At 69.0% G+C, this 21989-nt stretch carries 18 protein-coding genes and 1 pseudogene; 4 read left to right on the top strand and 15 right to left on the bottom strand.

What is annotated here, in order from left to right; all coding sequences use genetic code 11:
- Window positions 1-9: 9 nt before the first annotated feature.
- The 7 genes from Saso_RS36830 to iolC are packed head-to-tail and all read right to left on the bottom strand — an operon-like array spanning window position 10 to window position 8534.
- Window positions 10-1425: a sugar porter family MFS transporter gene (locus tag Saso_RS36830; protein ID WP_189927133.1), complete on the bottom strand. Its 1416-nt coding sequence runs from the start codon at window positions 1423-1425 to the stop codon at window positions 10-12.
- Between the two features lie 8 nt (window positions 1426-1433).
- Window positions 1434-2381, bottom strand: coding sequence for a TIM barrel protein (locus Saso_RS36825; protein WP_189927132.1), 948 nt, complete (start codon window positions 2379-2381; stop codon window positions 1434-1436).
- A gap of 24 nt (window positions 2382-2405) precedes the next feature.
- A complete protein-coding gene (locus Saso_RS36820; protein ID WP_189927131.1) occupies window positions 2406-3902 on the bottom strand; it encodes a CoA-acylating methylmalonate-semialdehyde dehydrogenase in 1497 nt (498 codons plus the stop codon).
- 13 nt (window positions 3903-3915) lie between these two features.
- Entirely contained in the window at window positions 3916-5799 is a 1884-nt protein-coding gene (gene iolD / locus Saso_RS36815) for a 3D-(3,5/4)-trihydroxycyclohexane-1,2-dione acylhydrolase (decyclizing) (protein ID WP_189927130.1), read from the bottom strand.
- A complete protein-coding gene (iolB, locus tag Saso_RS36810; protein ID WP_189927129.1) occupies window positions 5796-6671 on the bottom strand; it encodes a 5-deoxy-glucuronate isomerase in 876 nt (291 codons plus the stop codon). The genes iolD and iolB overlap by 4 nt, the downstream gene beginning before the upstream one ends.
- Window positions 6668-7537, bottom strand: coding sequence for a Cgl0159 family (beta/alpha)8-fold protein (locus Saso_RS36805; protein ID WP_189927128.1), 870 nt, complete (start codon window positions 7535-7537; stop codon window positions 6668-6670). The genes iolB and Saso_RS36805 overlap by 4 nt, the downstream gene beginning before the upstream one ends.
- 7 nt (window positions 7538-7544) lie before the next feature.
- Window positions 7545-8534 carry a 5-dehydro-2-deoxygluconokinase gene (gene iolC / locus Saso_RS36800; RefSeq protein ID WP_189927308.1) on the bottom strand — a complete coding sequence of 330 codons (990 nt, stop codon included), beginning with the start codon at window positions 8532-8534 and terminating at the stop codon, window positions 7545-7547.
- A gap of 212 nt (window positions 8535-8746) precedes the next feature.
- Here iolC and Saso_RS36795 point away from each other — a divergent pair, with 212 nt between their 5' ends.
- Window positions 8747-9739 (top strand): LacI family DNA-binding transcriptional regulator, encoded by a 993-nt coding sequence (locus Saso_RS36795; protein ID WP_189927127.1) that lies wholly within the window; start codon window positions 8747-8749, stop codon window positions 9737-9739.
- Between the two features lie 28 nt (window positions 9740-9767).
- On the opposite strand, the gene Saso_RS36790 is transcribed toward Saso_RS36795, so the two are convergent.
- The 5 genes from Saso_RS36790 to Saso_RS36770 all read right to left on the bottom strand — a co-directional run bounded on the left by Saso_RS36790 (window position 9768) and on the right by Saso_RS36770 (window position 14962).
- Window positions 9768-10805 (bottom strand): Gfo/Idh/MocA family protein, encoded by a 1038-nt coding sequence (locus tag Saso_RS36790; protein WP_189927126.1) that lies wholly within the window; start codon window positions 10803-10805, stop codon window positions 9768-9770.
- A 2-nt stretch (window positions 10806-10807) separates the two neighbouring features.
- The gene (locus Saso_RS36785; RefSeq protein WP_189927125.1) at window positions 10808-11806 is read right to left on the bottom strand and encodes a Gfo/Idh/MocA family oxidoreductase; all 999 of its coding nucleotides are present in this window, start codon (window positions 11804-11806) and stop codon (window positions 10808-10810) included.
- A gap of 152 nt (window positions 11807-11958) precedes the next feature.
- Window positions 11959-12849, bottom strand: coding sequence for an ATP-binding cassette domain-containing protein (locus Saso_RS36780; RefSeq protein WP_189927307.1), 891 nt, complete (start codon window positions 12847-12849; stop codon window positions 11959-11961).
- 29 nt (window positions 12850-12878) lie between these two features.
- Window positions 12879-13958: an ABC transporter permease gene (locus tag Saso_RS36775; RefSeq protein ID WP_189927124.1), complete on the bottom strand. Its 1080-nt coding sequence runs from the start codon at window positions 13956-13958 to the stop codon at window positions 12879-12881.
- Window positions 13958-14962: a sugar ABC transporter substrate-binding protein gene (locus Saso_RS36770; protein WP_189927123.1), complete on the bottom strand. Its 1005-nt coding sequence runs from the start codon at window positions 14960-14962 to the stop codon at window positions 13958-13960. Before Saso_RS36770 ends, Saso_RS36775 begins: the two co-directional genes overlap by 1 nt.
- A 366-nt stretch (window positions 14963-15328) precedes the next feature.
- On the opposite strand from Saso_RS36770, the pseudogene Saso_RS36765 reads away from it, so the two are divergent.
- Together Saso_RS36765 and Saso_RS36760 are read left to right on the top strand one after the other, a co-directional pair.
- Window positions 15329-15569, top strand: a pseudogene (locus tag Saso_RS36765) (hypothetical protein); the annotation flags it as partial.
- A gap of 177 nt (window positions 15570-15746) precedes the next feature.
- Window positions 15747-15995, top strand: a complete 249-nt coding sequence (locus tag Saso_RS36760) for a hypothetical protein (protein WP_189927122.1) — start codon at window positions 15747-15749, stop codon at window positions 15993-15995.
- 11 nt (window positions 15996-16006) lie between these two features.
- On the opposite strand, the gene Saso_RS36755 is transcribed toward Saso_RS36760, so the two are convergent.
- Together Saso_RS36755 and Saso_RS36750 are read right to left on the bottom strand one after the other, a co-directional pair.
- Window positions 16007-18382 (bottom strand): DEAD/DEAH box helicase, encoded by a 2376-nt coding sequence (locus Saso_RS36755; RefSeq protein ID WP_189927121.1) that lies wholly within the window; start codon window positions 18380-18382, stop codon window positions 16007-16009.
- 273 nt (window positions 18383-18655) lie between these two features.
- Window positions 18656-19273, bottom strand: a complete 618-nt coding sequence (locus tag Saso_RS36750; protein WP_189927120.1) for a hypothetical protein — start codon at window positions 19271-19273, stop codon at window positions 18656-18658.
- 335 nt (window positions 19274-19608) lie between these two features.
- On the opposite strand from Saso_RS36750, the gene Saso_RS38605 reads away from it, so the two are divergent.
- The gene (locus Saso_RS38605) at window positions 19609-20382 is read left to right on the top strand and encodes a DUF6417 family protein (protein ID WP_307822368.1); all 774 of its coding nucleotides are present in this window, start codon (window positions 19609-19611) and stop codon (window positions 20380-20382) included.
- A gap of 63 nt (window positions 20383-20445) precedes the next feature.
- On the opposite strand, the gene Saso_RS38600 is transcribed toward Saso_RS38605, so the two are convergent.
- On the bottom strand, window positions 20446-21972 hold the full coding sequence (locus Saso_RS38600; protein ID WP_372442554.1) for a DUF2637 domain-containing protein: 1527 nt from the start codon (window positions 21970-21972) through the stop codon (window positions 20446-20448).
- Window positions 21973-21989 lie beyond the last annotated feature (17 nt).

The following is a 21989-nucleotide window of genomic DNA, read 5'->3' as shown; positions in this document are numbered from 1 at the left end:
GTTTCTGAACTAGGAGAAGCGCGTGCGGAGTTCGGCTTCGAGGGTTTCCAGGGAGCGCCCCTTGGTCTCGGGGACGCAGAGCTTCACGAAGGCGATGGCGAGGACACCCAGCACCGCGAAGAGGAAGAAGGTGTTGGACACGCCCACTCCATCGACCAGGGAGGGGAAGGCGAGTCCGATGGCGAAGTTGGTCAGCCAGAGCACGACGGCGGCCATGCCCATCCCGAACGCCCGCATCCGCATAGGGAAGATTTCCGAGAGCATCAGCCAGGTCACCGGTGAGATTGCGCCCTGCTGGAAGGCGAGGAAGGTGACGGTCATCGCGAGCACGAGGTAGGCCCGGGCGTCGCCGGTCGGCAGGATCAGCGAGAAGACGCCGATCAGCACCAGCGCGGCGATGGTGCCGAGCTGTCCCGTCATCAGCATCGGGCGGCGGGGCACGCGGCCGAGCAGCCAGATCCCGGCGAACGTGGCGAGTACGGAGATGACGCCGTTGGCGATGTTGGCGGTCAGCGCGCTGTCGGAGGTGAAACCGGCGTCGGTGAGGATCTGGGTGCCGTAGTACATGATCGTGTTGACACCGGTGACCTGCTGCACGATCGCGATGCCGAAGCCCACGAACATGAGCCTGCGGATCCAGGGGGTGGCCTTGATGTCCGCCCAGCCTCCGAGCTGCTGCTCGGCGTCCTTGACGGCGAGCGCGGCCACCTCCTTGAGCTCGGCCTCGGCCCGCTGGCGGGTCCGGACCTGCTTGAGGACGTCCAGGGCCTCGTTGAAGCGGCTCTTGGAGGCCAGCCACCGGGGACTCTCCGGCATCACCAGGACGCCGAACCACAGAGCCACGGCCGGCAGTGTCGCCACGACGAGCATCCAGCGCCACACGCCCCCGGACTCGTCACCCACCCGTGCGATGACCGCGTTGCAGGTGAACGCGGTCAGCTGACCGGTGACGATCATGAGTTCGTTACGGGTGACCAGTGCGCCCCGCCGCTCCGCGGGGGAGATCTCCGCGAGGTACACGGGAACAGTGACCGACGCACCGCCGACCGCGAGACCGAGCACGAACCTGGCCACGACCATGACCTCGGTGTTCGGGGCGAGCGTGGCGGCCAGCGCGCCGACGAAGAACAGCACCGCCAGCGTGAGGATGCTGCGCCGTCGGCCGCGTGCGTCCGAGAGCCGTCCTCCGACCACCGCGCCGAGGGCTGCGCCCAGCAGGAGGGAGCTGGTGACCATGCCCTCGGTGAAGGGGGTGAGGCCGAGGTCGTCGGTCATGTAGGGCAGGGCGCCGTTGATGACGCCGGTGTCGTAGCCGAAGAGGAGCCCGCCGAAGGTGGCGACGACCGTGATGAGCCGCAGCCGACGGGACACCGTCGCGGGGGATGCGTGGTCCGTGCGGGGACCGGTGCCGAGCTTGACGTCCATGGCGCCTCCTAACCGAGCTTGGGGCGACGCGTACCCGTCAGCCCGCAACTCGCCAGGTGCTCGCGGGTGCTGATCGCGATGGGCAGCGGTACCTCGGGCGCACACGGATACAGGTCCTGCTCGACGATCACGAACAACTCGGAATCCAGCCTGGCCAGTTCGGCCACCACGTCGGCAGGGTTCGGGACCCCCGCGGGCGGTGAGACACACACCCCGCGCTTGACGGCCTCCCCGAAGCCCAGGTTCTCGGCGGCCACCTGGGCGAGGATCTCGGGGTCCATCTGCTTGATGTGGACATAGCCGACGCGCTCGCCGAACCGGCGGATCAGATCGAGGTTGTCGCCGCCGCCGTAGGCCACGTGCCCGGTGTCCAGGCACAGGTTGGTGTAGCGGGCGTCGGACTCGTTCAGCAGCCGCTCGATCTGCGGCTGGGTCTGGATGTGGCTGTCGGCGTGCGGATGGACGACCAGGCGTACGTCGTACTCGTCCAGCAGGAGCCTGCCGAGCCGGTCGGCATTCTTGCCGAAGCCCCCCCACTGCTCGGCGGTCAGCTCCGGGGACTCGGTGAAGGCGCCGGTCTTCTCGTCCCGGTACATGGGCGGTATTAGGACCAGGTGGTGCGCGCCGGCCGCGGCGGTCAGGGCTGCCACCTGGCGGACATGGGCCAGCATCTCGTCCCAGGCCTCGGGCCGGTGCAGAGCGCCGAACGCGGTGCCCCCGGAGACCTTCAGACCCCTGGCGTCCAGCTCCTCCTTCAGCCGCTGCGGGTCGGTGGGCAGATAGCCGTACGGGCCGAGTTCCAGCCACTCGTAGCCGGCCCGGACCAGCTCGTCGAGGAAGCGGGTGTGGGACACCTGGTGCTCGTCCTCGGGGAACCACACGCCCCAGGAGTCGGGCGCGGAGCCCAGGCAGAGATTGCCGACGGTGGTGCGCAGGGGGGTTGGCGCCGTTGCCATGGTGTGTCCTTCGGGAAGGGGGACTCAGTTGGAGGTGGGGAAGGTAAAGCCGGCGGTCACCTGCTGGGCCTGTGCGGGCCAGCGGGTGGTGACGACCTTGGGGCGGGTGTAGAAGCGGATGCCCTCGCGGCCGTGGATGGGGGAGTCGCCGATGAGGGAGTCCTTCCAGCCGCCGAAGGAGTAGTAGGACATCGGGACGGGCACCGGCACGTTGATGCCGATCATGCCGACCTTGATCCGCCGCTGGAAGATGCGGGCGGCTTCGCCGGAGGCGGTGAACAGGGCGGTGCCGTTGCCGTACGGGTTGGCGTTGACCAGGTCTATGGCCTGGTCGAGGGAGTCGGCGCGGACGACGGCGAGGACCGGGCCGAACAGCTCCTCCTGGTACGCGTCCATCTCGGTGGTGACGTGGTCCAGGAGGGAGGGGCCGGTGAAGTAGCCGTCCTCGTGGCCGTCGATCTTCAGACCGCGGCCGTCGACGACGACGGTGGCGCCCTGGGCCTGCGCGGTGCCGACGGCGTTCTCGACGCGTTCCTGGGCGGCCTTGGTGACCAGCGGTCCCATGTCGGTGCCCGGGGCGTCACCGGGGCCGACCTTCACCTCGTTCGCCTTGCGCCTGAGGATGTCCACCAGCTCGTCCGCCGCGTCGCCCACGGCGACCGCCACGGAGACGGCCATGCAGCGCTCGCCGGCCGATCCGTAGGCCCCGGCGGTGATGTGGTTGGCGGCGAACTCCAGGTCGGCGTCGGGCAGGACGACGGCGTGGTTCTTGGCGCCGCCGAGGGCCTGGACCCGCTTGCCGTGCGAACTGGCCTGCTCGTGGACGTACTTGGCGATCGGGGTGGAGCCGACGAAGGAGACGGCCTCGATGCCGGGGTGGGTGAGGAGGGCGTCGACGGCCGGCTTGCCGCCGTGCACGACGTTGAAGACGCCGTCCGGCAGACCCGCCTTCCGGTACAGCTCGGCGACGAAGTTGGCGGCCGAGGGGTCCCGCTCACTGGGCTTGAGGATGAAGGTGTTGCCGGTCGCGATGGCGACGGGGTGCATCCACAGGGGCACCATGGCCGGGAAGTTGAACGGGGTGATGCCGGCTACGACACCGAGGGGCTGACGGAAGTCGTGCACGTCCACGCCGCGGGAGACCTGGTCGGAGAAGGAGCCCTTCAGTACGTCGCCGAGGCCGCAGGCGAACTCGACGACCTCGCGGCCGCGGGTGATCTCGCCGCGGGCGTCGTCGACGGTCTTGCCGTGCTCGGCCGAGATGATCCAGGCCAGCTCCTCCTCGTGCTCGACGAGCAGCTGGCGGAAGGCGAACATCACCTGGGTGCGCTGGGACAGGGAGGATTCCGACCACGTCTCGAAGGCGGCGGCCGCCGCGGTGACGGCCGTGTCCACGTCGGCGGCGCCACCGAGCACGACCCGGGCCTGCTCGGCGCCGGTGGCGGGGTTGAAGACCGGCTGGGTCGTGGGGGCGGAGCCCTGGGTGGGGGAGCCGTTGATCCAGTGGGGAATGGTGTTCACGGGAGCGGGGTCCTTAGAGGTAGTGGCGCTGGGTCTGCTTGTGGGCGGCGTAGATGTCGTAGGCGGCCTGCGTGCTGTCGAGTGCCGAGACCTCGCTGACCGGGACGTCCCACCAGCCGTGGCCGGGCGGGTTGGGCCCGTACAGGTCGGTCTCGACGTGGACGACGGTGGTGCGGGTGGCCGTCTTCGCCTTCTCCATGGCCGAGCGGAACTCCTCGACACTGGTGGCGTGCAGCACGTCCGCGCCGAGGCTTGAGGCGTTGGCGGCGAGGTTGACGGGGAGGACCTCGCCGTCGAGAAGGCCCGAATCGCCGTTGCGGAAGCGGTATTTGGTGCCGAACCGCTGTGAGCCCAGAGATTCCGACAGTGAGCCGATGGAGGCGAAGCCGTGGTTCTGGACGATGACGACGATGACCTTCAGCCCCTCGGAGACCATGGTCACGATCTCCTGGGCCATCATCAGGTACGAGCCGTCACCGACGAGCACGACGACTTCACGGGAGGGGTCGGCCATCTTCGCGCCGACGCCGGCCGAGACCTCGTACCCCATGCAGGAGTAGGCGTACTCGACGTGGTAGGCCTTCGGATCCCGTGCCCGCCACAGCTGTTGCAGATCGCCCGGCAGGGAGCCGGCCGCGTTGATGACGACCGTGCGGTCGTCCAGGACGTCGTTGAGCGCTCCCAGGATCTGCGTCTGGGCGGGTAGCGCAGCGGTGTGGTGGTCCGGGGCGAAGCAGGTCTCCTCGATCTGGCGGGTGCGGGCGATGAGTTCACGCGTGCGTGCCCGGTACGCCGGTGTCACCTCCCAGCCCTCCAGCGCGGCCGCGAGGGCGTCGATGCCGAGCCGGGCGTCGGCCACCAGTGGCTCCGCGGAGTGCTTGACGGCGTCGAGGCGGGCGACGTTGAGGTTGACAAAGGTGACGTCGGGGTTGCCGAAGACGGTGTGACTGGCGGTGGTGAAGTCGGAGTACCGGGTGCCGATTCCGAGGACGACGTCGGCTTCACGAGCCAGTTCGTTGGCCGCGTAGGAGCCGGTGGAGCCGATGCCGCCCACCGCGCACGGGTGGTCCCAGGGCACCGCGCCCTTGCCCGCGTGCGTGTCGGCGACCGGGATGCCGGTGGCGTCGGCGAACGCGCGCAGCGCGGTCTCCGCCTCCGCGTACACGGTGCCGCCACCGGCCACGATCAGCGGCTTCCTGGCGTTCTTGAGGAGGGCCGCAGACCGTGCGACGGCGGCTGCCTCCGGCACCGGGCGGCCCACATGCCACACCCGGCGCCGGAAGAAAGAGAGGGGCCAGTCGTGCGCTTCGGCCTGCACGTCCTGCGGCAGTGCCAGGGTGACGGCCCCGGTCTCCACCGGATCCGTCAGCACCCGCATCGCCGCCAGCGCGGCCGGGATCAGCTGCTCGGGCCGCTGGATCCGGTCGAAGTACTTCGATACGGCGCGGAAGGCGTCGTTGACCGTGACATCGCCGCCCCGGGTGTCCTCCAGCTGCTGGAGCACCGGGTCGGCGGCCCGGGTGGCGAACATGTCCGAGGGCAGCAGCAGCACCGGGATGCGGTTGGTGGTGGCCAGTGCCGCACCCGTGATCATGTTCGTGGAGCCCGGGCCGGTCGAGGCCGTGCAGGCGAAGGTCGCCAGCCGGTCACGCATCTTCGCGTAGGCGACGGAGGCGTGCACCATGCCCTGCTCGTTGCGGGCGAGGTAGTACGGCAGATCCGCCTCTCGGGTGACGGCGGCCTGAAGGAGGGCCTGGCCGATTCCGGCGACGTTGCCGTGCCCGAAGATGCCCCACACCCCGGGGACCAGACGTTGTTCCTGGCCGTCCCGCTCGCTGTACTGCTGGGCGAGGAAGCGCACCAGGGCCTGCGCGGTGGTCAGTCGTACGGTGTTCATCGGTTCTCTCCGAAGGGCAGGCGGTCGTCGACGTCCTGCGTGTCCCAGGTGGCGCGCACCCAGCCGTGGGCGGGGTCGTCGCAGATCAGCCAGGCCCGGTCCTGGCCGGGCCCCGCCATGACGTTGAGGTAGTAGAGGTCGTAGCCGGGCGCGGCGATCGAGGGGCCGTGCCAGCCGTGCGGGATCAGCACGGTGTCCCCGGAGCGGATCTCGGCGAGCACGTCGACGGGCCGTTCGGGCGTGCCGTAGACCCGCTGATAGCCGAAGCCGTTCTCGCCGCCGGAGATCTCGAAGTAGTAGATCTCCTCCAGCTGCGACTCCTCACCGGGCCGGGCCTCGTCGTGCTTGTGCGGCGGATAGGAGGACCAGTTGCCGCCGGGAGTGAGCACCTCGCACACCAGCAGCCGCTCAGCGTCGAAGGTCCCCGGCAGGCAGTAGTTGTTGACCTGCCGGGAGCAGGCGCCGGCTCCCCGCAGTTCGACGGGGACGTCCTCCTTGCGCCCGTACCGAGCCGAGGGACCTCCCAGCTCGGTACGGGCGGAGGGCAGCGCGAACGATCCTCCCGTCGCGCTGCTGATCAGGGCCTCCGACGCGCGGGGAACATAGGCGAAGTCGGTGACCGAGGCGAACACGTCCGCCCGACCGACGAGTTCGAAGGAACTGCCGCCCGCGGTGACGGTGCAGGAGCCCGTCAGCGGCAGGACCAGGAACTCGCTCTCCCCGGTGGACAGGACGTGCTCGCCGCCCGGCTCCAGGGTCAGGATCCTGAGGCCGGAGTATCCCCAGCCCGCCGACTCCGGCGTGACCAGGAGGTCATAGGCGCCGTCGGCCGACGTGCCCTTCGGCAGGTGGTACTTGTCGGTGTCGCTCACAGCAGGCTCACCGCCCGGTCCACGGCACCGGCGACATCGCCGTTCGACGGGTAGAGCAGGGAACGGCCGACGACCAGGCCCTGCGCGGTGGGCTGCTTCAGTGCCTTGCCCCAGGAGGCGAAGGCCGCGTCGGCGTCCTTGACCTCACCGCCGAGCAGCAGCGCCGGGAGACTGGAGGAGGCGAGGACCCGCTCCATGTCGTCCACGACCGGCAGCTTCAGCCAGGTGTAGGCGGTGCGGCGGCCGAGTCCCGACGTGATGGTGACCGACGTGACGACGGCGTCGGTGGACAGGTCGTTGCGGATCCTGCCGTCCTCCCAGACCGAGATGAACGGCTCGACCATCGCGATGAGCTGGCGGTCGTTGAGTTCGTCGACGGCGCGGGCGGTGTTCTCCAGCACGGACGGGGTGACGGGGTCCTGCAGGGCGATGCGGGTGAGCATCTTGCCGCCGTCGAAGCCCATCGCGGCGATGGTGGCGGCGTCGTAGCCGGTGAAACGGTCGTCGATCTCGAAGACGGAGCCCGCGAGGCCGGCGCGGTTCATGGAGCCGAAGACGCTCTTGCCGTCGAGCACGCCCAGCAGGAGCAGGTCTTCGAGGATGTCGGCGGTGGCGAGGACGCCGGTCACGCCGGGGCGGTCCAGGGCGATGCACAGGCGGTCGAGCAGGCGGGAGCGGTCGGCCATGGCCGAGGGGTCGGTGCCGACGCGGTTGGCGCCGCGTGCCGGGTGGTCGGCGGCGACGATCATGGCCTTGCCGTGCTCGCCCAGGGGTGAGGCGGCCTTGAGGCGTCGCGCGGCGGCGGCCGCGATGGCGCCGGGGTCGCTGACCCGGGCGGCCACGATCCGGCTGAGGTGGTCGGACATCTGGTCGTCAGGCCTTTCGTTGCGGGCGGGCGTCGGCGGAGCCGGCGGCTGCGCCGCGGAGCTTGGCGTCGACCTCGGCCTGGGTGGGCATGGCGTCGGAGCAGGAGAGCCGGGACGCGACGATGGCGCCGGCGGCGTTGGCGAAGGCGACCGTGCGGTGGGTGTCCCAGCCGGACAGCAGCCCGTGGCAGAGTGCCCCGCCGAAGGCGTCACCGGCACCCAGGCCGTTGACCACCTCCACCGGGACCGGCGGGATCTCGGCGGTCGAGCCGTCCCGGTCCATGGCCAGGACGCCCCTGGGGCCCTGCTTCACCACCGCCAGCTCCACACCTGCCGCCAGCAGTGCCTTCGCGGCCGCGTACGGCTCCCGCTCCCCGGTGGCGATCTCGCACTCGGCGAGGTTGCCGACCGCGACCGTGGCGTGCCGGAGCGCTTCGGCGTAGGCGCCGCGCGCCGCGGACGGGTCGGCCGTGCCGCTCCAGAACATGGGCCGCCAGTCGAGGTCGAAGACCGTCGGGCCGGACTTCGCCCGGTGTGCCAGCGCGGCCAGCGTTGCTGAACGGCTCGGCTCCTCGCTCAGCCCTGTGCCCGTGAACCAGAAGATCGCCGTGTCCCGCACCGCGTCCAGGTCCAGTTCGGCGGGCCGGATGTCCAGGTCGGGGGCCTTCGGCAGCCGGTAGAAGTAGAGCGGGAAGTCGTCCGGCGGGAAGATCTCGCAGAACGTCACCGGCGTCGGCGCGATGTCCGAGGTGCCCACGTACCGGCTGTCGACGCCGTAGCCCTCAAGTGCGGTGCGCACGAACGCGCCGAACGGATCGCGCCCCGTCTTGGTGATCACGGCCGTCGAGCGGCCATACCGCGCCGCTGCCACCGCGACGTTCGTCGGGCTGCCGCCGAGGTACTTGCCGAACGAGGTGACCTCCGCCAGCGCCACGCCGGTTTGGAGCGGATACACGTCCACTCCCACACGGCCGATGGTCAGCACGTCGAACGGCATCACGCTGGTGCCCCTTCGCTCCGGAGGATGGGTGGGAGCCCGTGTGAACGACTCCCTGCCGCGCTCTACTAGCGCGCTCTAGTTCGAGTACGATGGCCCCAGTCCAAATGTCCTGTCAATACCTCGTTGCTGGAAGATTTCGAGCTCGCCGCCGTGGCGGGCGCTCTGGGAGGGCGGCTTCAGTGGGTGCATCGGGCAAGCAGCGGCCCACGATGGCGGACGTCGCCGAGAAGGCGGGTGTCTCCCGGGCACTGGTCTCGATCGTGTTCCGCGGGGAGGTCGGCGCCGGCGAAGAGACACGACGGCGGGTGCTACGGGTCGCCGACGAGATCGGCTACCGGCCCGACAGCGCCGCCCGGCTCCTGGCGCGCGGTCGCAGCCGCACCCTCGGCGTCATGTTCACCCTCCAGCAGACGTTTCACACCAACCTCATCGAGGCCATCTACCCGGAGGCCGAACGCCTCGGCTACGAGGTCCTGCTGTCCGGCGCCGCACAGAGCCGCAGCGAGGAGAAGGCCGTCGAGGCGCTGCTCAGCCACCGTTGCGAGTCGGTGATCGTGCTCGGGTCCTTTGCGAAGCCGTCCTTCCTCGGTGAGCTGGGACGCCGCACGGTCGCCGTCTCCGTGAGCCGCCGGGTCCCGCACGCCCACGTGGACTTCGTGCACTCCGCCGAGGCCAAGGGAATCCACCAGGCGATGGACCACCTGGTCGGGCTGGGGCACCGCAGGATCGTCCACATCGACGGCGGCCGAGGGCCGGGTTCGGCGGACCGGCGGCGCGCGTACCGGGCGGCGATGCGCCGGCACGGACTCATGACCGAGGAGCGGGTCATCCCCGGCGAGCACACGGAAGCATCCGGCATCGAGACCGGCCGTCTCTTGGTGGCGGAGCACGACGAGGGCCGGCCGCTGCCGACCGCGGTCCTGGCCGGCAACGACCGCAGTGCGATGGGCCTGATGATGTCGCTGACCCGGGCCGGCGTCGAAGTCCCCCGTGATCTGTCGGTGGTCGGGTACGACGACAGCCACCTCTCCCATTTGATGCCGATCGGCCTGACCACCGTGCGCCAGGACGCGGTGCTCATGGCCCAGCACGCGGTGCGCTTCGCGGTGGAGCGGTTGGAGGACCCCGAACGGGAGCCGCAGGAGGCGGTGCTGGAGCCCGAGCTGGTGGTGCGGGGGACCAGTGGCCCGCCGAAGGAATGAGAGGCGCTCCGGCGGTGACATGAGGTCGTCAGGGGTCTGAGGGAAAGGTGATGCCGCACTGCCGACGGATCTCATCCATCGCGCCCAGCGTGGCCACGGAGTCTGCCAACGGGCGCAGCGGTGACTGGACAAGCCCCGCGCTGACACAGCGGGCCACCTCCGCGGCTTCGTAGTGCAGCGCCTCATGCGCGGTGTGCGGCTCGGTGCGGGTCAGCGGGGTGCCGCCACCCGTCGGTGTGAGCACCACCTCGCCCGGCTGGTAGAAGGGGCCGGGCAGGCTCAGCGTGGCCCGGCTGCCGGCGATCGTGGCCGTGGTGGGGGTGTCGCTGAGCAGGGTGGTGTGGACGACGCCCTGCCCACCGTCGGCGGCCCGCAGAAGGGCGGACACCTGGCCCGCGACGCCCGCGGGATGCGGCTCGGCGCAGGCCAGCACCTGCGTAGGGGTGCCGAGGACCCGCACGGCTAGGGACAAGGGGTAGGTGCCGAGGTCGAGGAGCGGGCCGCCGGCCTGCGCGGGGCGGAGGATGCGATGGTCACCGCTGAAGTACTCACCGTATTCGGCCAGAACCGTACGTATGTTGCCGAGGACGCCGGAGTCGAGGATCTGCCGGACGACATCGAACCTGGGAAGGAAGAAGGTCCAAAGGGCCTCGGCGCAGAACAGGCTGCGTTCCGCGGCGAGCCGGGCGATCTCGGCCGCCTGGGGAGCGTTGGGTGCGAGCGGTTTCTCCACCAGTGTGTGCTTGCCGGCGTCGAGGGCGATCCGGGCACATCCGAGGTGGGCGGTGTGCTCGGTGGCGATGTAGACGACGTCTACGTCCCTGGCCGCGGCCAGCTCCCGATAGGAACCGTATGCGTGCGGGATGCCGTGCCGGTCTGCGAAGTCCTTGGCGCGGTAGGCATCGCGGGAGGCGACGGCGGTGAAGCGCTGGCGGGTGTGGCGGCGCACGGAACGCACGAAGCACTCAGCTATCCAGCCGGTGCCCAGGACACCCCAGCGCAGCGCGGGAGCCTCCATCGGGTCCGGCGTGCGCGGGGCGGGCAGAGCTGTGGGGAAGACGGGCATGCTCACACCTCCGGAATCTGCACGGCGACGGTCTCGCCCCTGCTCCGCATGGACGTGATGACGGCCTCGGCCACGGCGCTCGCGATCAGTCCCTCCTGGGCGCCGGCCAGCGGCGGAGGACTGGCGGTCGCTACGGCCTCGGTCCAGGCGCGCAGTTCGAGGCGGTAGGCGTCGGCGAACCGGGGGCGCCAGTCGGCCGGGTAGCCGACGGAGCGGGTTCGGGCCGAGTCGGTGACCAGGCGGGCGGGGTGGGCGAGGGCCAGCGTGCCGTGCTCGCAGGCCACCTCGCAGCGGATGTCGTAGCCGTAGCGGGCGTTGAGGAACACCTCGACGGTGGTCAGTGCCCCGTCCGCGGTGCGCAGCAGCATCAGCTGCGGGTCGCGCAGGTCGGTCACCGCCCCCGTGGCGCGCGGCGCGTGCCAGGCGACCTCGCTGATCCGGGAGTTGAGCAGCCAGGCGACCGTGTCGAACTCGTGAACGGCCGACCCGGTGACGCTCGACTCGTCGGTAGCCCCAGGAGCGGAGCAGACCCCGCGGCTGACACAGTGGAGCAGCAGTGGCGCCCCGTAGACACCGTCGCTCAGAGCCTCCTTCAGCTCCAGGTAGGCGGGGTCGAAGCGGCGCATGAAGCCCAGCGAGATCAGCCGGCGGCCTGCCCGCAGCTCCTCCTGTGCGACGCGGACGCACTCGCCCAAGGTCGGGGCGAGAGGCTTCTCGCACAGGACGGGCTTGCCGGCCCGTATTGCTGCGACGCACAGATCGGCGTGAGTGCTGTCGTGCGAGGCGATGACCACGGCGTCGATCTCCGGATCGTCGATCAATGCGTACGGATCGCCGGCGGCGCGCGCACCGGGGACCTCGCCCGCTACGGCGGCCGCCCGGTCGGTGTCGATGTCGGCGACCATGGTGACCACCGCGTCGGGGACATGGCGGTGCACGTTCCGCACATGGTCGGCGCCCATGTTGCCCGCGCCGATCACTCCGATTCGTACCGGGCTCAAGCCGGACCCGCCTTTCTTGTTGTGTGAAGGGCCGGACAGGCCACGGCGTGGCGAGCGACCGCGAGGCTCTGTTCACCTCGATGACGCTCTGATCGCCGTGGACCACCCAGGCCGGGGCACCTTCGGGGGCGGGCCTGATGTGCCTGCTGTCGTCAGTCCGCAGCGTCGCCCGTGCTCGTCTTCGGTGCGGTCAGGTCCTCCTCCGGGAGCTCTTCCACGTTCACTCCGCGCACCTGCGCCAGCTCGTGCTTGAGCGAGGCGAGTTCCGCGCCGCCGGCCATGTGGTTGGTCAGCTCCTCCAGGCTGACCTTGTCGCGGGAGGCCCTGAGTTCCATGGTCCCGAGGCGCAGGACGCTGAAGTGGTCGCCGACCATGTAGGCGTGGTGGGGGTTGTGGGTGATGAAGATGACGCCGAGTCCGCGGTCGCGGGCGGCGGCCACGTACTTGAGGACGACGCCGGACTGCTTGACGCCGAGGGCGGCGGTGGGCTCGTCCAGGATGAGCACCCGTGCGCCGAAGTACACGGCGCGGGCGATGGCCACGCACTGGCGCTGGCCCCCCGACAAGGTGCCGATGGGTTGTTCCAGGTTGTCGAGGACGATGCCCATCTCGCGCAGTTCGTGGTCGGCGGTCTTCTTCATCTGCTCGATGTCGAGACGGCGCAGGGGCCAGGAGCCCTTGGTCATCTCGGAGCCGAGGAAGAAGTTGCGCCACACCGGCATCAGCGGAACCGTCGCCAGGTCCTGGTAGACGGTGGCGATACCGGCGTCGAGCGCCTCGCGGGGGGTGGAGAAACGCACGGGGCGGCCGTCGACGAGGAACTCGCCCTCGGTGTGCTGGTGCAGCCCCGAGATGATTTTGATCAGTGTCGACTTGCCTGCGCCGTTGTCGCCGAGCACACAGCTGACCCGGCCGGGGGAGACCTTAAGGTCGACGCCGTGCAGCGCCCGGATGTTGCCGTAGGACTTTCCAGTGCCCTTCAGCTCGACGACCGACTTGGCGTCCTGAGGCGCCGGGCCCTCCGGTGCGGTCTTGTTGCGCATGGCCTCGTTGGTGGTTGTCATCGGGTCGGTCACCTCCGGGTTGCCGAGCGCTGGATCCACAGATTGATGAGGACGGCGCCGAGGAGCATCACGCCGAGGAAGGCCTTGAACCAGTCCGGGTTCCAGCCGGCGTAGACGATGCCCTGCTGGACCATGCCGAACATGAACGCCCCGAAGACCGGGCCGATCGCGGATCCGGCGCCGCCGGTCAGCAGACAGCCGCCGATTACCGCGGCCGAGATGTAGATCAGCTCCTGGCCCACGCCCTCGCCGGACTGGACGGTGTTGAAGGTGAACAGCTGGTGCATGCCGACGAACCAGGCGCCGAAGCCGACCAGCATGAACAGTGAGATTTTCGTGAAGGTCACCGGGACACCGACGGCCCGGGCGCTGTCTTTGTTGCCGCCGACGGCGAAGATCCAGTTGCCGTACCTGGTACGGAGCAGCACCCAGGTGGCGAGCACGGCGAAGCCGAGCCACCACACCACGGTGACCTTCACGTCGACGCCGCCGACGTCGAAGGATGACGAGAAGACCTTCTTGGCCTGGTCGAAGCCGTCCATGTCGCTGATGTCGTCGGTGGCGACGTTCCCGGTGACCAGCTTGGTGATCGCGAGGTTGACGCCCTGCAGGATCAGGAAGGTGCCGAGCGTGATCAGGAAGCTGGGCAGTCCGGTCCTGACCACCAGCCAGCCGTTGAGGAAGCCGATCGCGAGGGACACGATCAGGGCCGCGATCGCACCGACCCAGATGTTCATGCTCAACTGGTAGGCGAGCATCGACGCGGTCAGCGCCGAGGTGATCACCGCGACACCGGACGACAGGTCGAACTCGCCGCCGATCATCAGCAGCGCGACCGGCAGCGCCATGATCCCGATGGTCGAGGACTGGTACAGGACGTTCGCCATCGAGCTGCCGTCCCGCACCGGGGGCGCGGTGATCAGGAAGAAGACGAACACGGCGACGGCGCCGAGGAAGACTCCCACCTCGGGGCGGGCGAGGAGGCGTACGGCCAGGGGGCGCTGTCGGGTCCGCCCGTCGGTTTCCTTCGCGGGGCCGGGGGCCGGCGGTGTGGTCACCGCCGGCTCGGCGTGCTGGGCCGTGCTCATCACCGGGTTCCCTTGGCGGCGAAGGCGGCGACGGAGTCGGCGTTGTCCTTGGTGATGAAGGCGGGGCCGGTCAGGACCGGGGCGGTGCTGCCGCCGCTGAAGTTGCCGTTGGTCCTGTACAGCCAGAGGGCGTCGACGGCGAGGTAGCCCTGGAGGTAGGGCTGCTGGTCGACGGCGAACTCGATGGTGCCATCCTGGACGGCCTTGACCAGGTCCTTGTTGAGGTCGAAGGTGGCGATCTTCGCCTTGCTGCCCGCGTCGGAGAGCGACTGGACGGCGGTCAGCGCGATCGGGGCGCCGAGCGTGACGACCTGGTCGATGGAGGAATCGGCCCTGAGCTTGGCGGTGATGGTCGACTTCACCGACGGCATGTCGGTGCCGTTGACGTACAGGATGTCGGTCTTGCCGCTGAAGCCCTTCTTCAGACCGGCGCAGCGGGCCTCCAGGGCGACCTGGCCCTGTTCCTGGATGACGCAGAGGGCGTGCTTGGCGCCGAGGGTGTTGAGGCGTGCGCCGAAGGCCTGGCCGGCGATGTTCTCGTCCTGGCCGAAGTACTCGAGCATGCCGAGCTTCTTCCAGTCGTTGACACCGGAGTTGAAGCCGACGACGGGGATGCCGGCCGCGTTGGCCTTGGCGATGACGTCCTTCATGGCGTCGGGCTTGGCGGCGGTCAGGGCGATGCCGTCGACCTTCTGGTCGATGGCGTTCTGGACCAGGTTGGCCTGGTTCCCGGCGCTGGGGTCGCTGGAGTAGACGAGCTTGATGTTGTCCTTGGCGGCGGCGGCCTGGGCGCCCTTGCGGATGAGGTCCCAGAACGTGTCGCCGGGAGAGGCATGGGTGACCATGGCGACGGTCATCCGGGGAGTGCTCGCCTTGCCCGCCGAGACGCCGGCGGCGCTCTCCTCGGACTTTTTGCCGCCGGAGCTGCTGGAACAGCCTGCGGCGAACAGGGTGCCGGCCAGTACGGCGGCGGTGAGAGCGGCGGCTCGGTGGTATCTGTGCATGTCCCTTGCACCTCACTGTGCGCATGGTGGGAATCTGGGTCGCTGCCTTGCTGGTCTGGCGGTCGGTTTCGGGGTGACCTGTGCGGCAGAAGAGAAGGTTTGTCTGGGGCAGCTGTGGGTGATGCCGCCTTGCTGACCGTCTAGAGCGCGTTACTAGCGCGCGCTAGTGCAGGTACTATGAAATGGTACCGGGGTGATGTCAATAGCTTTGTCAGGACGTATCGACAAGGTTTCCGAAGGGCTTGGCCCTCACGCAGGCGAACACCGCCCGCCGTTCGGTCTCGTTCAGGCGGCGCGGACGCTGATCGACCGGCGTCGGTATCTGTCCACCTGCTGGGCCGACGGCCGCGAAAGGTGCCGCCGGGTCGCGAGGTACGGACGGACCGCGAGACGTTCAGCCTCGGCTACACGGGCGTGTACTCCGGCTACCTGCGCCACGCCGAGACCGCCGCCGCGCGCTACAGCCCGGACACCCGCAGCATCCTCGCCGAGGCCGGCGCCGGCGATGCATGGCCGGCGGTCAGGAGAACATGATCACGGCATCGTGCTGGACCTGTCCGCTTCCTGGCGCGTGGAGCCGAGGGTCCTGCCGGCGTGTGAGCGCTAGAACGCCGAGGCTGACCCGGCGTAGGGCCTGAAGGTGACCTTCAGCAGAGCGTCGGCGTGTTCGGTGACGGCGTGGACGCCTCGGGTCAGGGCATTGAACGCCTTTCCACGCTCGGCGAGTTCACTGCTTCTGGGTTTCTTGACTGGGTGCCGGAAGTGTGACCGCGTTGCTCACACGTTGAAAGGGCGCACCATCAAGATTGCAACGCGTCACGAAGGAAAGCAGCTCGACACCCTCCACGCCCCCGACCTGACCACCCGCATTGAGGAACTGACCCACCACAACCATCAGCTTGCCGACCAGCTCCAGCACGCCACCGAAGAAAACGCCGTCCTCCGTGGCCACACCGCCTCACTAGAGGAAGACCTCGCCGCCGCCCGCACCGGACTGCGCCGCATGATGCGCGCCGAAAACACCACCCGCTGAATCTCACACGACTACGCCCACTCCAGTCCGAGGTCGGCGAGCTGGTGAAGCTTATCGGCCGTCAGCTTCGCGCGGCGGCCCTTCTGGTTCATGATCCACACTCCGAGCTTGACCTCCGTGCCGTCCTCCAGCCGCTCTACGTGAGCCCTGGGCACTGTCAGGTGCCCTTCCCGGGTCTTGTACTGCGCCAGGGCTGCAACGCCCCGCTCGAAGGCACTCACGAGCGCCGTGGACGGCTTCACGGGCGTCTCCGGCTCCTCGACGAGCGGCGTGATGCCGAGCCGCTCCAGGCGCTCGCGCTGCCCGTTGTGAAGGGCCTGCCAGACCTCGGGCTTACGTTGCCGGGCCAGCCACTTCCCGATGTCCATGCCGTGGACCGTGAACCCGGGCAGCACCTCCGCCCGGCCCTCCTCATCGCGCACCAGCTCCCGCAGTGCGGCGTAGTGCCGCTGCCACTCCGCCGGCCATGCCGGGTTCCAGTCCTCGTCCACGGCCTCGAGCGCGGCCTTCCAATCGGGGTGGCCATCCAGCGCACCGGGGCGCCGCAAATTGCTGAGCCATTGCCCCACCGGCCGGTCCAGCACTGTGGCCGGCCTAGGCGCGCACAGCGTCCAGTGCTGCTCGTAGTACGCCCTGGCGGCCTCGAGGTTCTCCTGGAACCGCTCATCCGCCGGCGACCACACCATCCCCAGCTGCTCGAGCCGGCGGGCCCGCTGACCGCTCATCTGCCCGGCTCCGTAGGCCCGTCGCTGCTCTGCGACCCACTGTCCGAGCGGGTAGGCGCCCTCCTTGTGCCCGTACGGGACCCGCGCGTGGCACTGGCGCTCGGCGAACGTCCTCAGCTTCGCCCAGCCGCGCGCCCAGTCCTGCTTCTCGGTATCGATCACGTTGAACGACACCCAGTCCGCAACCATCACCGGGTCCCGTGGCGCCGCGAACCGAAGCAGGAGGCGGGATTCCTCCTCGCCATCCTGAGGCGGCGGCCCGATAGAGACAGAGGGCTCCGCCGCATCCTTCTGCGGCTCCTGGGGAATCGCGAGCAACTCGACAGCCTCTTCGTCGTGAGCGCGCAGACCTTCCAACACCCTCACCAAGGGGCGGTACGACCCGGAGGTGAACATGTCCTCCGGCGTCTCTCCCGGCTGGAGAAAAACGGGCACGATCAGTGAGGCGAGTTTTCCCTGCCCCGGCTTTTGGCGGAGCGCGCGTCCGATGGCCTGGACGATGTCATGCGGGGCCCCTTTTGGGTCCAGCAGCGCGACGGAGTCTACGGCCCGGATGTCCACCCCTTCCCCGAGGACACGGCAGTTAGACAGCACAGCCCGCTGTGCCGTGGACCCGAAGCCGGCCATTACTTGGCGCCGGCGCTCAGGGGGGTGCTCACCGCACAGCCAGCCCGCCCAAAGGCGCGACGGGTACTCCGTCGGCCGTTCGGCATGCAGCTTCGCTGCCACATGTTCGAGTCCCTCCGCGTAGGCCTGTGCCTCCATCGTCCGGTGGTGGAAGGTGATGCACGTAGACAGGTTGTGCCGCGCCATCGCGTGCAGAAGAGCCGCCTGCAAGGACCCAATCCGCTGGCCGCGCACCTCTTCACTGCGCCGCTTTTCACCCATCAACAGTGCAGGGGTGACGATCGGGTCCTGCAGTTCCAGCACAAGGATCTGATAGCGCGCCAGCAGCCCACGCGAGATGGCAGACGCCAAACTGAGCTTGTACAGGACGGGCCCGAACACCGCTTCGTCATCCATAGAGGCTGCCATTTCCCGCGGCAGTCGATCCCGCACCCCCTCGGCTACCTCCCGGCTCAGCTGCTCCTCCCAGATCCGCGGCGTCGCCGTCATGTAGAGCCGCCGCCAGGCTGGGATGACGCTCTGGTCATGGATGTCCGCCCACGCTTTACCCATCGAGCCGGACGTGCGGTGTGCCTCATCGACTACTGCCAGGTCGACGGGCGCCAACTGCTGTCCGTATACGCCTTCGAACGCCTCGGCCAGCACCCCCAGTGACGCGTACGTGGCGTAGATGGTCACTGGGCCGTGGCCATGCCACAGTGCCAGCTGCACTGGATTCGTGGTGCACCGCACTCCGAGGTTCCACAGTTCCGGTTCGTCCTGGAGCGAGCACACGGCAACAGCCGCTCCTTTGTGCCCGGCTTCGTGCCATGCCTTCACCGTCTGCACCAGGAGATCCAGGGTCGGCACCAGAACCAGTACCCGCCCACGGGGCACGATCCGTCGCGCTGCAGCAGCAGCCATGAGGGTCTTTCCGGTCCCGCACGCAGCATGAACCTGCCCCCGCAGGCCGTTCACCGGAACCCCGCCTGCAGGAGAGTCCAAGCCCCGCACGATGGCATCGACGGCCTCGACCTGGTGGGCACGCAGTTTCACGACAACCTCTCTCGGCCTGCGTCCCGGACGACAGACAACCGCTCGAGTAAACGCTGTGCCGGCTCGCGAACGTACATAGTCTGCAACTCGCGATATCGGCTTTGGGCAGTGAGTCCTCTGCACGAACGGCGGCCGTAGCTGACTGAGGCTCGCGTTCCCGCTGCTCAAAGCCTGTCACGCGCAACCCTGCTCGCGGTCCCCGCAGCCGCGGGCAGGATGTGTGAGCTGCCCCCGTGGCGCTCACGTGGAACAGTCAGCCGAGCGCTTCAGGCCTTACGCGTTGCTCTGCGGTGTCTGCTCGCCTGCTGTGGGCGCGGAGGTCTCGGCGGCGGTGTAGAAGACGGATGTTCCCTGCTTGGTGCGCTGGGCCTGGTTCTTGGCCACGAGCCCTTCCAGCGCGTTGCGTACTACGGTGACCTTCACAGCGCGTTCGGGATGCTGCTGGCTCAGCAGGGTGGAGACTTCGGCGGCCGAGCGAGGGCCGTCCTGGCTGGAGAGGTGTTCCCGCACAAGGTCCACCAGCTTGGGCAGGGCACGCTGCGGGGCGGGCGCCGCGGTGGCGGTCTTCTTGCCGGTGCGCTTCTTCGCGGGAGCAGGCTTGTCGGACTTTGCCTGCTTGGCTGTCGCGGAGGCTGCGGCAGCCTTCTTGCGAGGGGCGGGCACCGCCTTGACCGGCTTGGCTGCAGATGCACTGGGTGCCGTCACGCCGAGGGCCTGCTGCAGGTTCACCAGCACACTCTGGTCGTGCCGCAGGGCGGCGAGCTGAGCCTGCAGCGCCTCGATCTCTGCGCTGAGGCGGTCCTGTTCCTTGACGTTGCGTTCCAGGTCGCCGGCTACTTGAGCGCTGTAGTGGGAAGTCAACTCGGTTGTCTGGGCAGTGGTTTCGGACATGATGCTCACACTCTTCCCGGGTGGCGCAGCCGCGGGTGCAACAAGTCCGTGGCGTGCGCTAAGTCGAAGGTTCTTGCTTTTCTGCCTGCTGTCGCGGAGGTGGAGGCAGTTACTGGCGCACATCTTTGTTGTAGCGATAGTACGGAAGAGGGTCGCACAGTTCCCTGTCGTGTGGCTGAGAATGGCCTGCACGGGCCCGTTGGGGCAATGTGGGCGCAGCTTCGGTCTTCTGGAGGGCATGCTCGACGAGCCGGCGCCGTTGTCGGCGGAGCATTGTGTGCGGGTGCCCGCATTTGGGTTCGCTGGCCCGCACGGAGCGCAAGTCACACGATCGCATGAGAGCGGCAGTGAACGTCTTGCGTCCCTCAGGTGGTGGGCCACCCTCATATGGGAACGGAAGGCCGGCCCGGGCGGGTCGCGATGACGCTATGGGGTGGCTGGCGGTGCACGGAGACAGGACGCTCGAGATCCTCAGGAGCGTGTGGGCGCATGAGGAGAAGGCTGAGCACGGGTGGGTGCTGGATGTGGCGGCACCGTCGTTGCAGCGGAGTGCGCGTTCCCTGGCGAGGGAGGGCCTGGTCGAGACGGCTGACCGGGAGACCCGCGCGGAATTGTCGGCATGGGAAGGGCGTCCGGTGCGCTGGGCGGTGTGTTTGTCGGCTACCGGACACGATCTTCTCGCGTATGCCGGTGTCAGACCGAGCCCGGCAGCGTGCAAGCCAGAGCTTGAGTCGGGACAGCGGTTGGTAGAGCTGGCGCCGTCGCAGATGGCAGCGCTGCGAGTGTTCGTTGCCCTGGCCGGCCAGTTGAGAATGCCGCCAGCGCAGGGCCTTGCCGAGCAGGTGCGTACGGCCGCATACGATCGAGGTGGCAGGCGATGGCAGCTTCACCTGACGCAAAATCAGATGATGTCGGTGGCCTACGGGTTCTGGCTGCATCGGCTGAGCGGATCCGCAGCGGAGGCCAACCGCTTTCACCGCGACTACGACGTCCTGTACCGCCCGAGCATGGAGCCCGCTACAACCTATACACATCCTTCGCACGCAGAGGCCCCGTCTTTGCGGAATCCTCCATCGGCTCGACTTCGCCGTGAGCCGCTGGACGGTTGAGCGTCCTGAAGACCTCGAGGGCGATTCCGCAGCCAGACCACCAGCCACAGGGCCTTTACCGGATCAGGTGTCGTCGAGATTGAGGGCTCGCCAGCGTTGTTCGAAGGTGCGCAGGTGGAGGTTGAAGTGATGGGGGCGGAGAGGCTTGTTGTACTGGGCGGTGATGCCTTGGCTGGCGAGTTCCTGAGCGATGCGGCCCAGGTCAGGCGTATGGGTGGTGGCGCGGTGCTTGGCCCATGTGGTGTAGAGGCGGAACTGGAGAAGGTAGCGCGAGAGGGACTTCGGTTTGATGGGTTGCTGGCTGCGGTCCAGGACACCTTGGTCGGCGAGATGGGCGGAGAGTTCAGCGGCATCGGGGTAGCGGTGGTGCTGGTGGTAGAAGTCGACCCAGACGCGGTAGTAGCGGTCGACGGTGGTGAGCCGTGGCCTGGCGGCGGCGGTACTGGGACGAGAGTCGTGGGCCGTTGCGGCGGCTGGGCATGTGGGCTTTGCGGGTTGCCCGTCCGACAGTGCAGCCTCGGTGAGGGTGGCTCTGACGGACCGCTGCTGGGCTCGTGGCGCGGGCTGGGCAGGTGCGCTCTTTGGGTTGTGGTTGGGGCTTGTGGTGGGGCAAGGATGCGGGTGAGCGTCATGACGGCCGGGAGTTATGTTGTCCGAGCCTCTTGATGAACGGGGTTCCTTGGTTGTCGCCTGTCGCCCCGGGTGGGAGGCGGTTGTGCTGGCTGTAGCGAGACGGGGATTCACCGTAGGCGGTGGAGGTTGAGGGGACTGCGAGGTTGGGCCGGCAGTCTGCACGCCTGATTTAGGCAGGGCCGAGGTTGGCTGCTGCGCCGCGGGAGCCGCCTCGACGGCCCGGATACCGGGGTCGGCCGCCGCCAGCTGCTGCTGGGGCACGGCCGCCGTCACCTGGGCCGCGGGGAGCACGGGCGGCTCTATGCCCGCCGCCGCCAGCCCCGCCGGGGCCGTCTCCGCGAGCGGGACGCCGTAGCGGGCCAGCCGCAGCGGCATCAGCGACTCCACCGGGGCCTTGCGGCGCCAGGCACGGCCGAAGCGCGAGCGCAGCCTCGCCTGGTAGACGAGACGTTCCTGCTCCAGCTTGATCACCTGGTCGTAGGAGCGCAGCTCCCACAGCTTCATCCGGCGCCACAGCAGGAAGGTGGGGAGCGGGGAGAGCAGCCAGCGCGTGATGCGCACGCCCTCCATGTGCTTGTCCGCCGTGATGTCGGCGATCCGGCCGATCGCGTGCCGGGCCGCCTCGACGGCCACCACGAACAGGATCGGGATCACCGCGTGCATGCCCGTGCCCAGCGGGTCCGGCCAGGCCGCCGCGCCGTTGAAGGCGATCGTCGCCGCCGTCAGCAGCCAGGCCGTCTGCCGCAGCAGCGGGAACGGGATGCGGATCCAGGTCAGCAGCAGGTCCAGGGCCAGCAGGACGCAGATACCCGCGTCGATGCCGATCGGGAACACGTACGAGAAGTTCCCGAAGCCCTTCTCGATGGCCAGCTCCCGGACGGCCGCGTACGAACCGGCGAAGCCGATGCCGGCGATGATCACGGCGCCGGTCACGACCACGCCGATAAGAACGCGGATGGGTGTGCTGGGTGGGA

Source organism: Streptomyces asoensis (assembly GCF_016860545.1).
Taxonomy (GTDB): domain Bacteria; phylum Actinomycetota; class Actinomycetes; order Streptomycetales; family Streptomycetaceae; genus Streptomyces; species Streptomyces asoensis.
This window is presented reverse-complemented; position numbering and strand designations above follow the sequence as displayed.

Bases quoted from the DNA above. Each gene is read 5' to 3' on its own strand.
- Saso_RS36795 (WP_189927127.1), top strand. From the start codon at position 8,747: ATGGCGGACGTCGCCGAGAAGGCGGGTGTCTCCCGGGCACTGGTCTCG.
- Saso_RS36790 (WP_189927126.1), bottom strand. From the start codon at position 10,805: ATGCCCGTCTTCCCCACAGCTCTGCCCGCCCCGCGCACGCCGGACCCG.
- Saso_RS36775 (WP_189927124.1), bottom strand. From the start codon at position 13,958: ATGAGCACGGCCCAGCACGCCGAGCCGGCGGTGACCACACCGCCGGCC.
- Saso_RS36780 (WP_189927307.1), bottom strand. From the start codon at position 12,849: ATGCGCAACAAGACCGCACCGGAGGGCCCGGCGCCTCAGGACGCCAAG.
- Saso_RS36805 (WP_189927128.1), bottom strand. From the start codon at position 7,537: ATGTCCGACCACCTCAGCCGGATCGTGGCCGCCCGGGTCAGCGACCCC.
- iolC (WP_189927308.1), bottom strand. From the start codon at position 8,534: ATGCCGTTCGACGTGCTGACCATCGGCCGTGTGGGAGTGGACGTGTAT.
- iolD (WP_189927130.1), bottom strand. From the start codon at position 5,799: ATGAACACCGTACGACTGACCACCGCGCAGGCCCTGGTGCGCTTCCTC.
- Saso_RS36830 (WP_189927133.1), bottom strand. From the start codon at position 1,425: ATGGACGTCAAGCTCGGCACCGGTCCCCGCACGGACCACGCATCCCCC.
- Saso_RS36770 (WP_189927123.1), bottom strand. From the start codon at position 14,962: ATGCACAGATACCACCGAGCCGCCGCTCTCACCGCCGCCGTACTGGCC.
- Saso_RS36825 (WP_189927132.1), bottom strand. From the start codon at position 2,381: ATGGCAACGGCGCCAACCCCCCTGCGCACCACCGTCGGCAATCTCTGC.
- Saso_RS36750 (WP_189927120.1), bottom strand. From the start codon at position 19,273: ATGTCCGAAACCACTGCCCAGACAACCGAGTTGACTTCCCACTACAGC.
- Saso_RS38605 (WP_307822368.1), top strand. From the start codon at position 19,609: ATGAGAGCGGCAGTGAACGTCTTGCGTCCCTCAGGTGGTGGGCCACCC.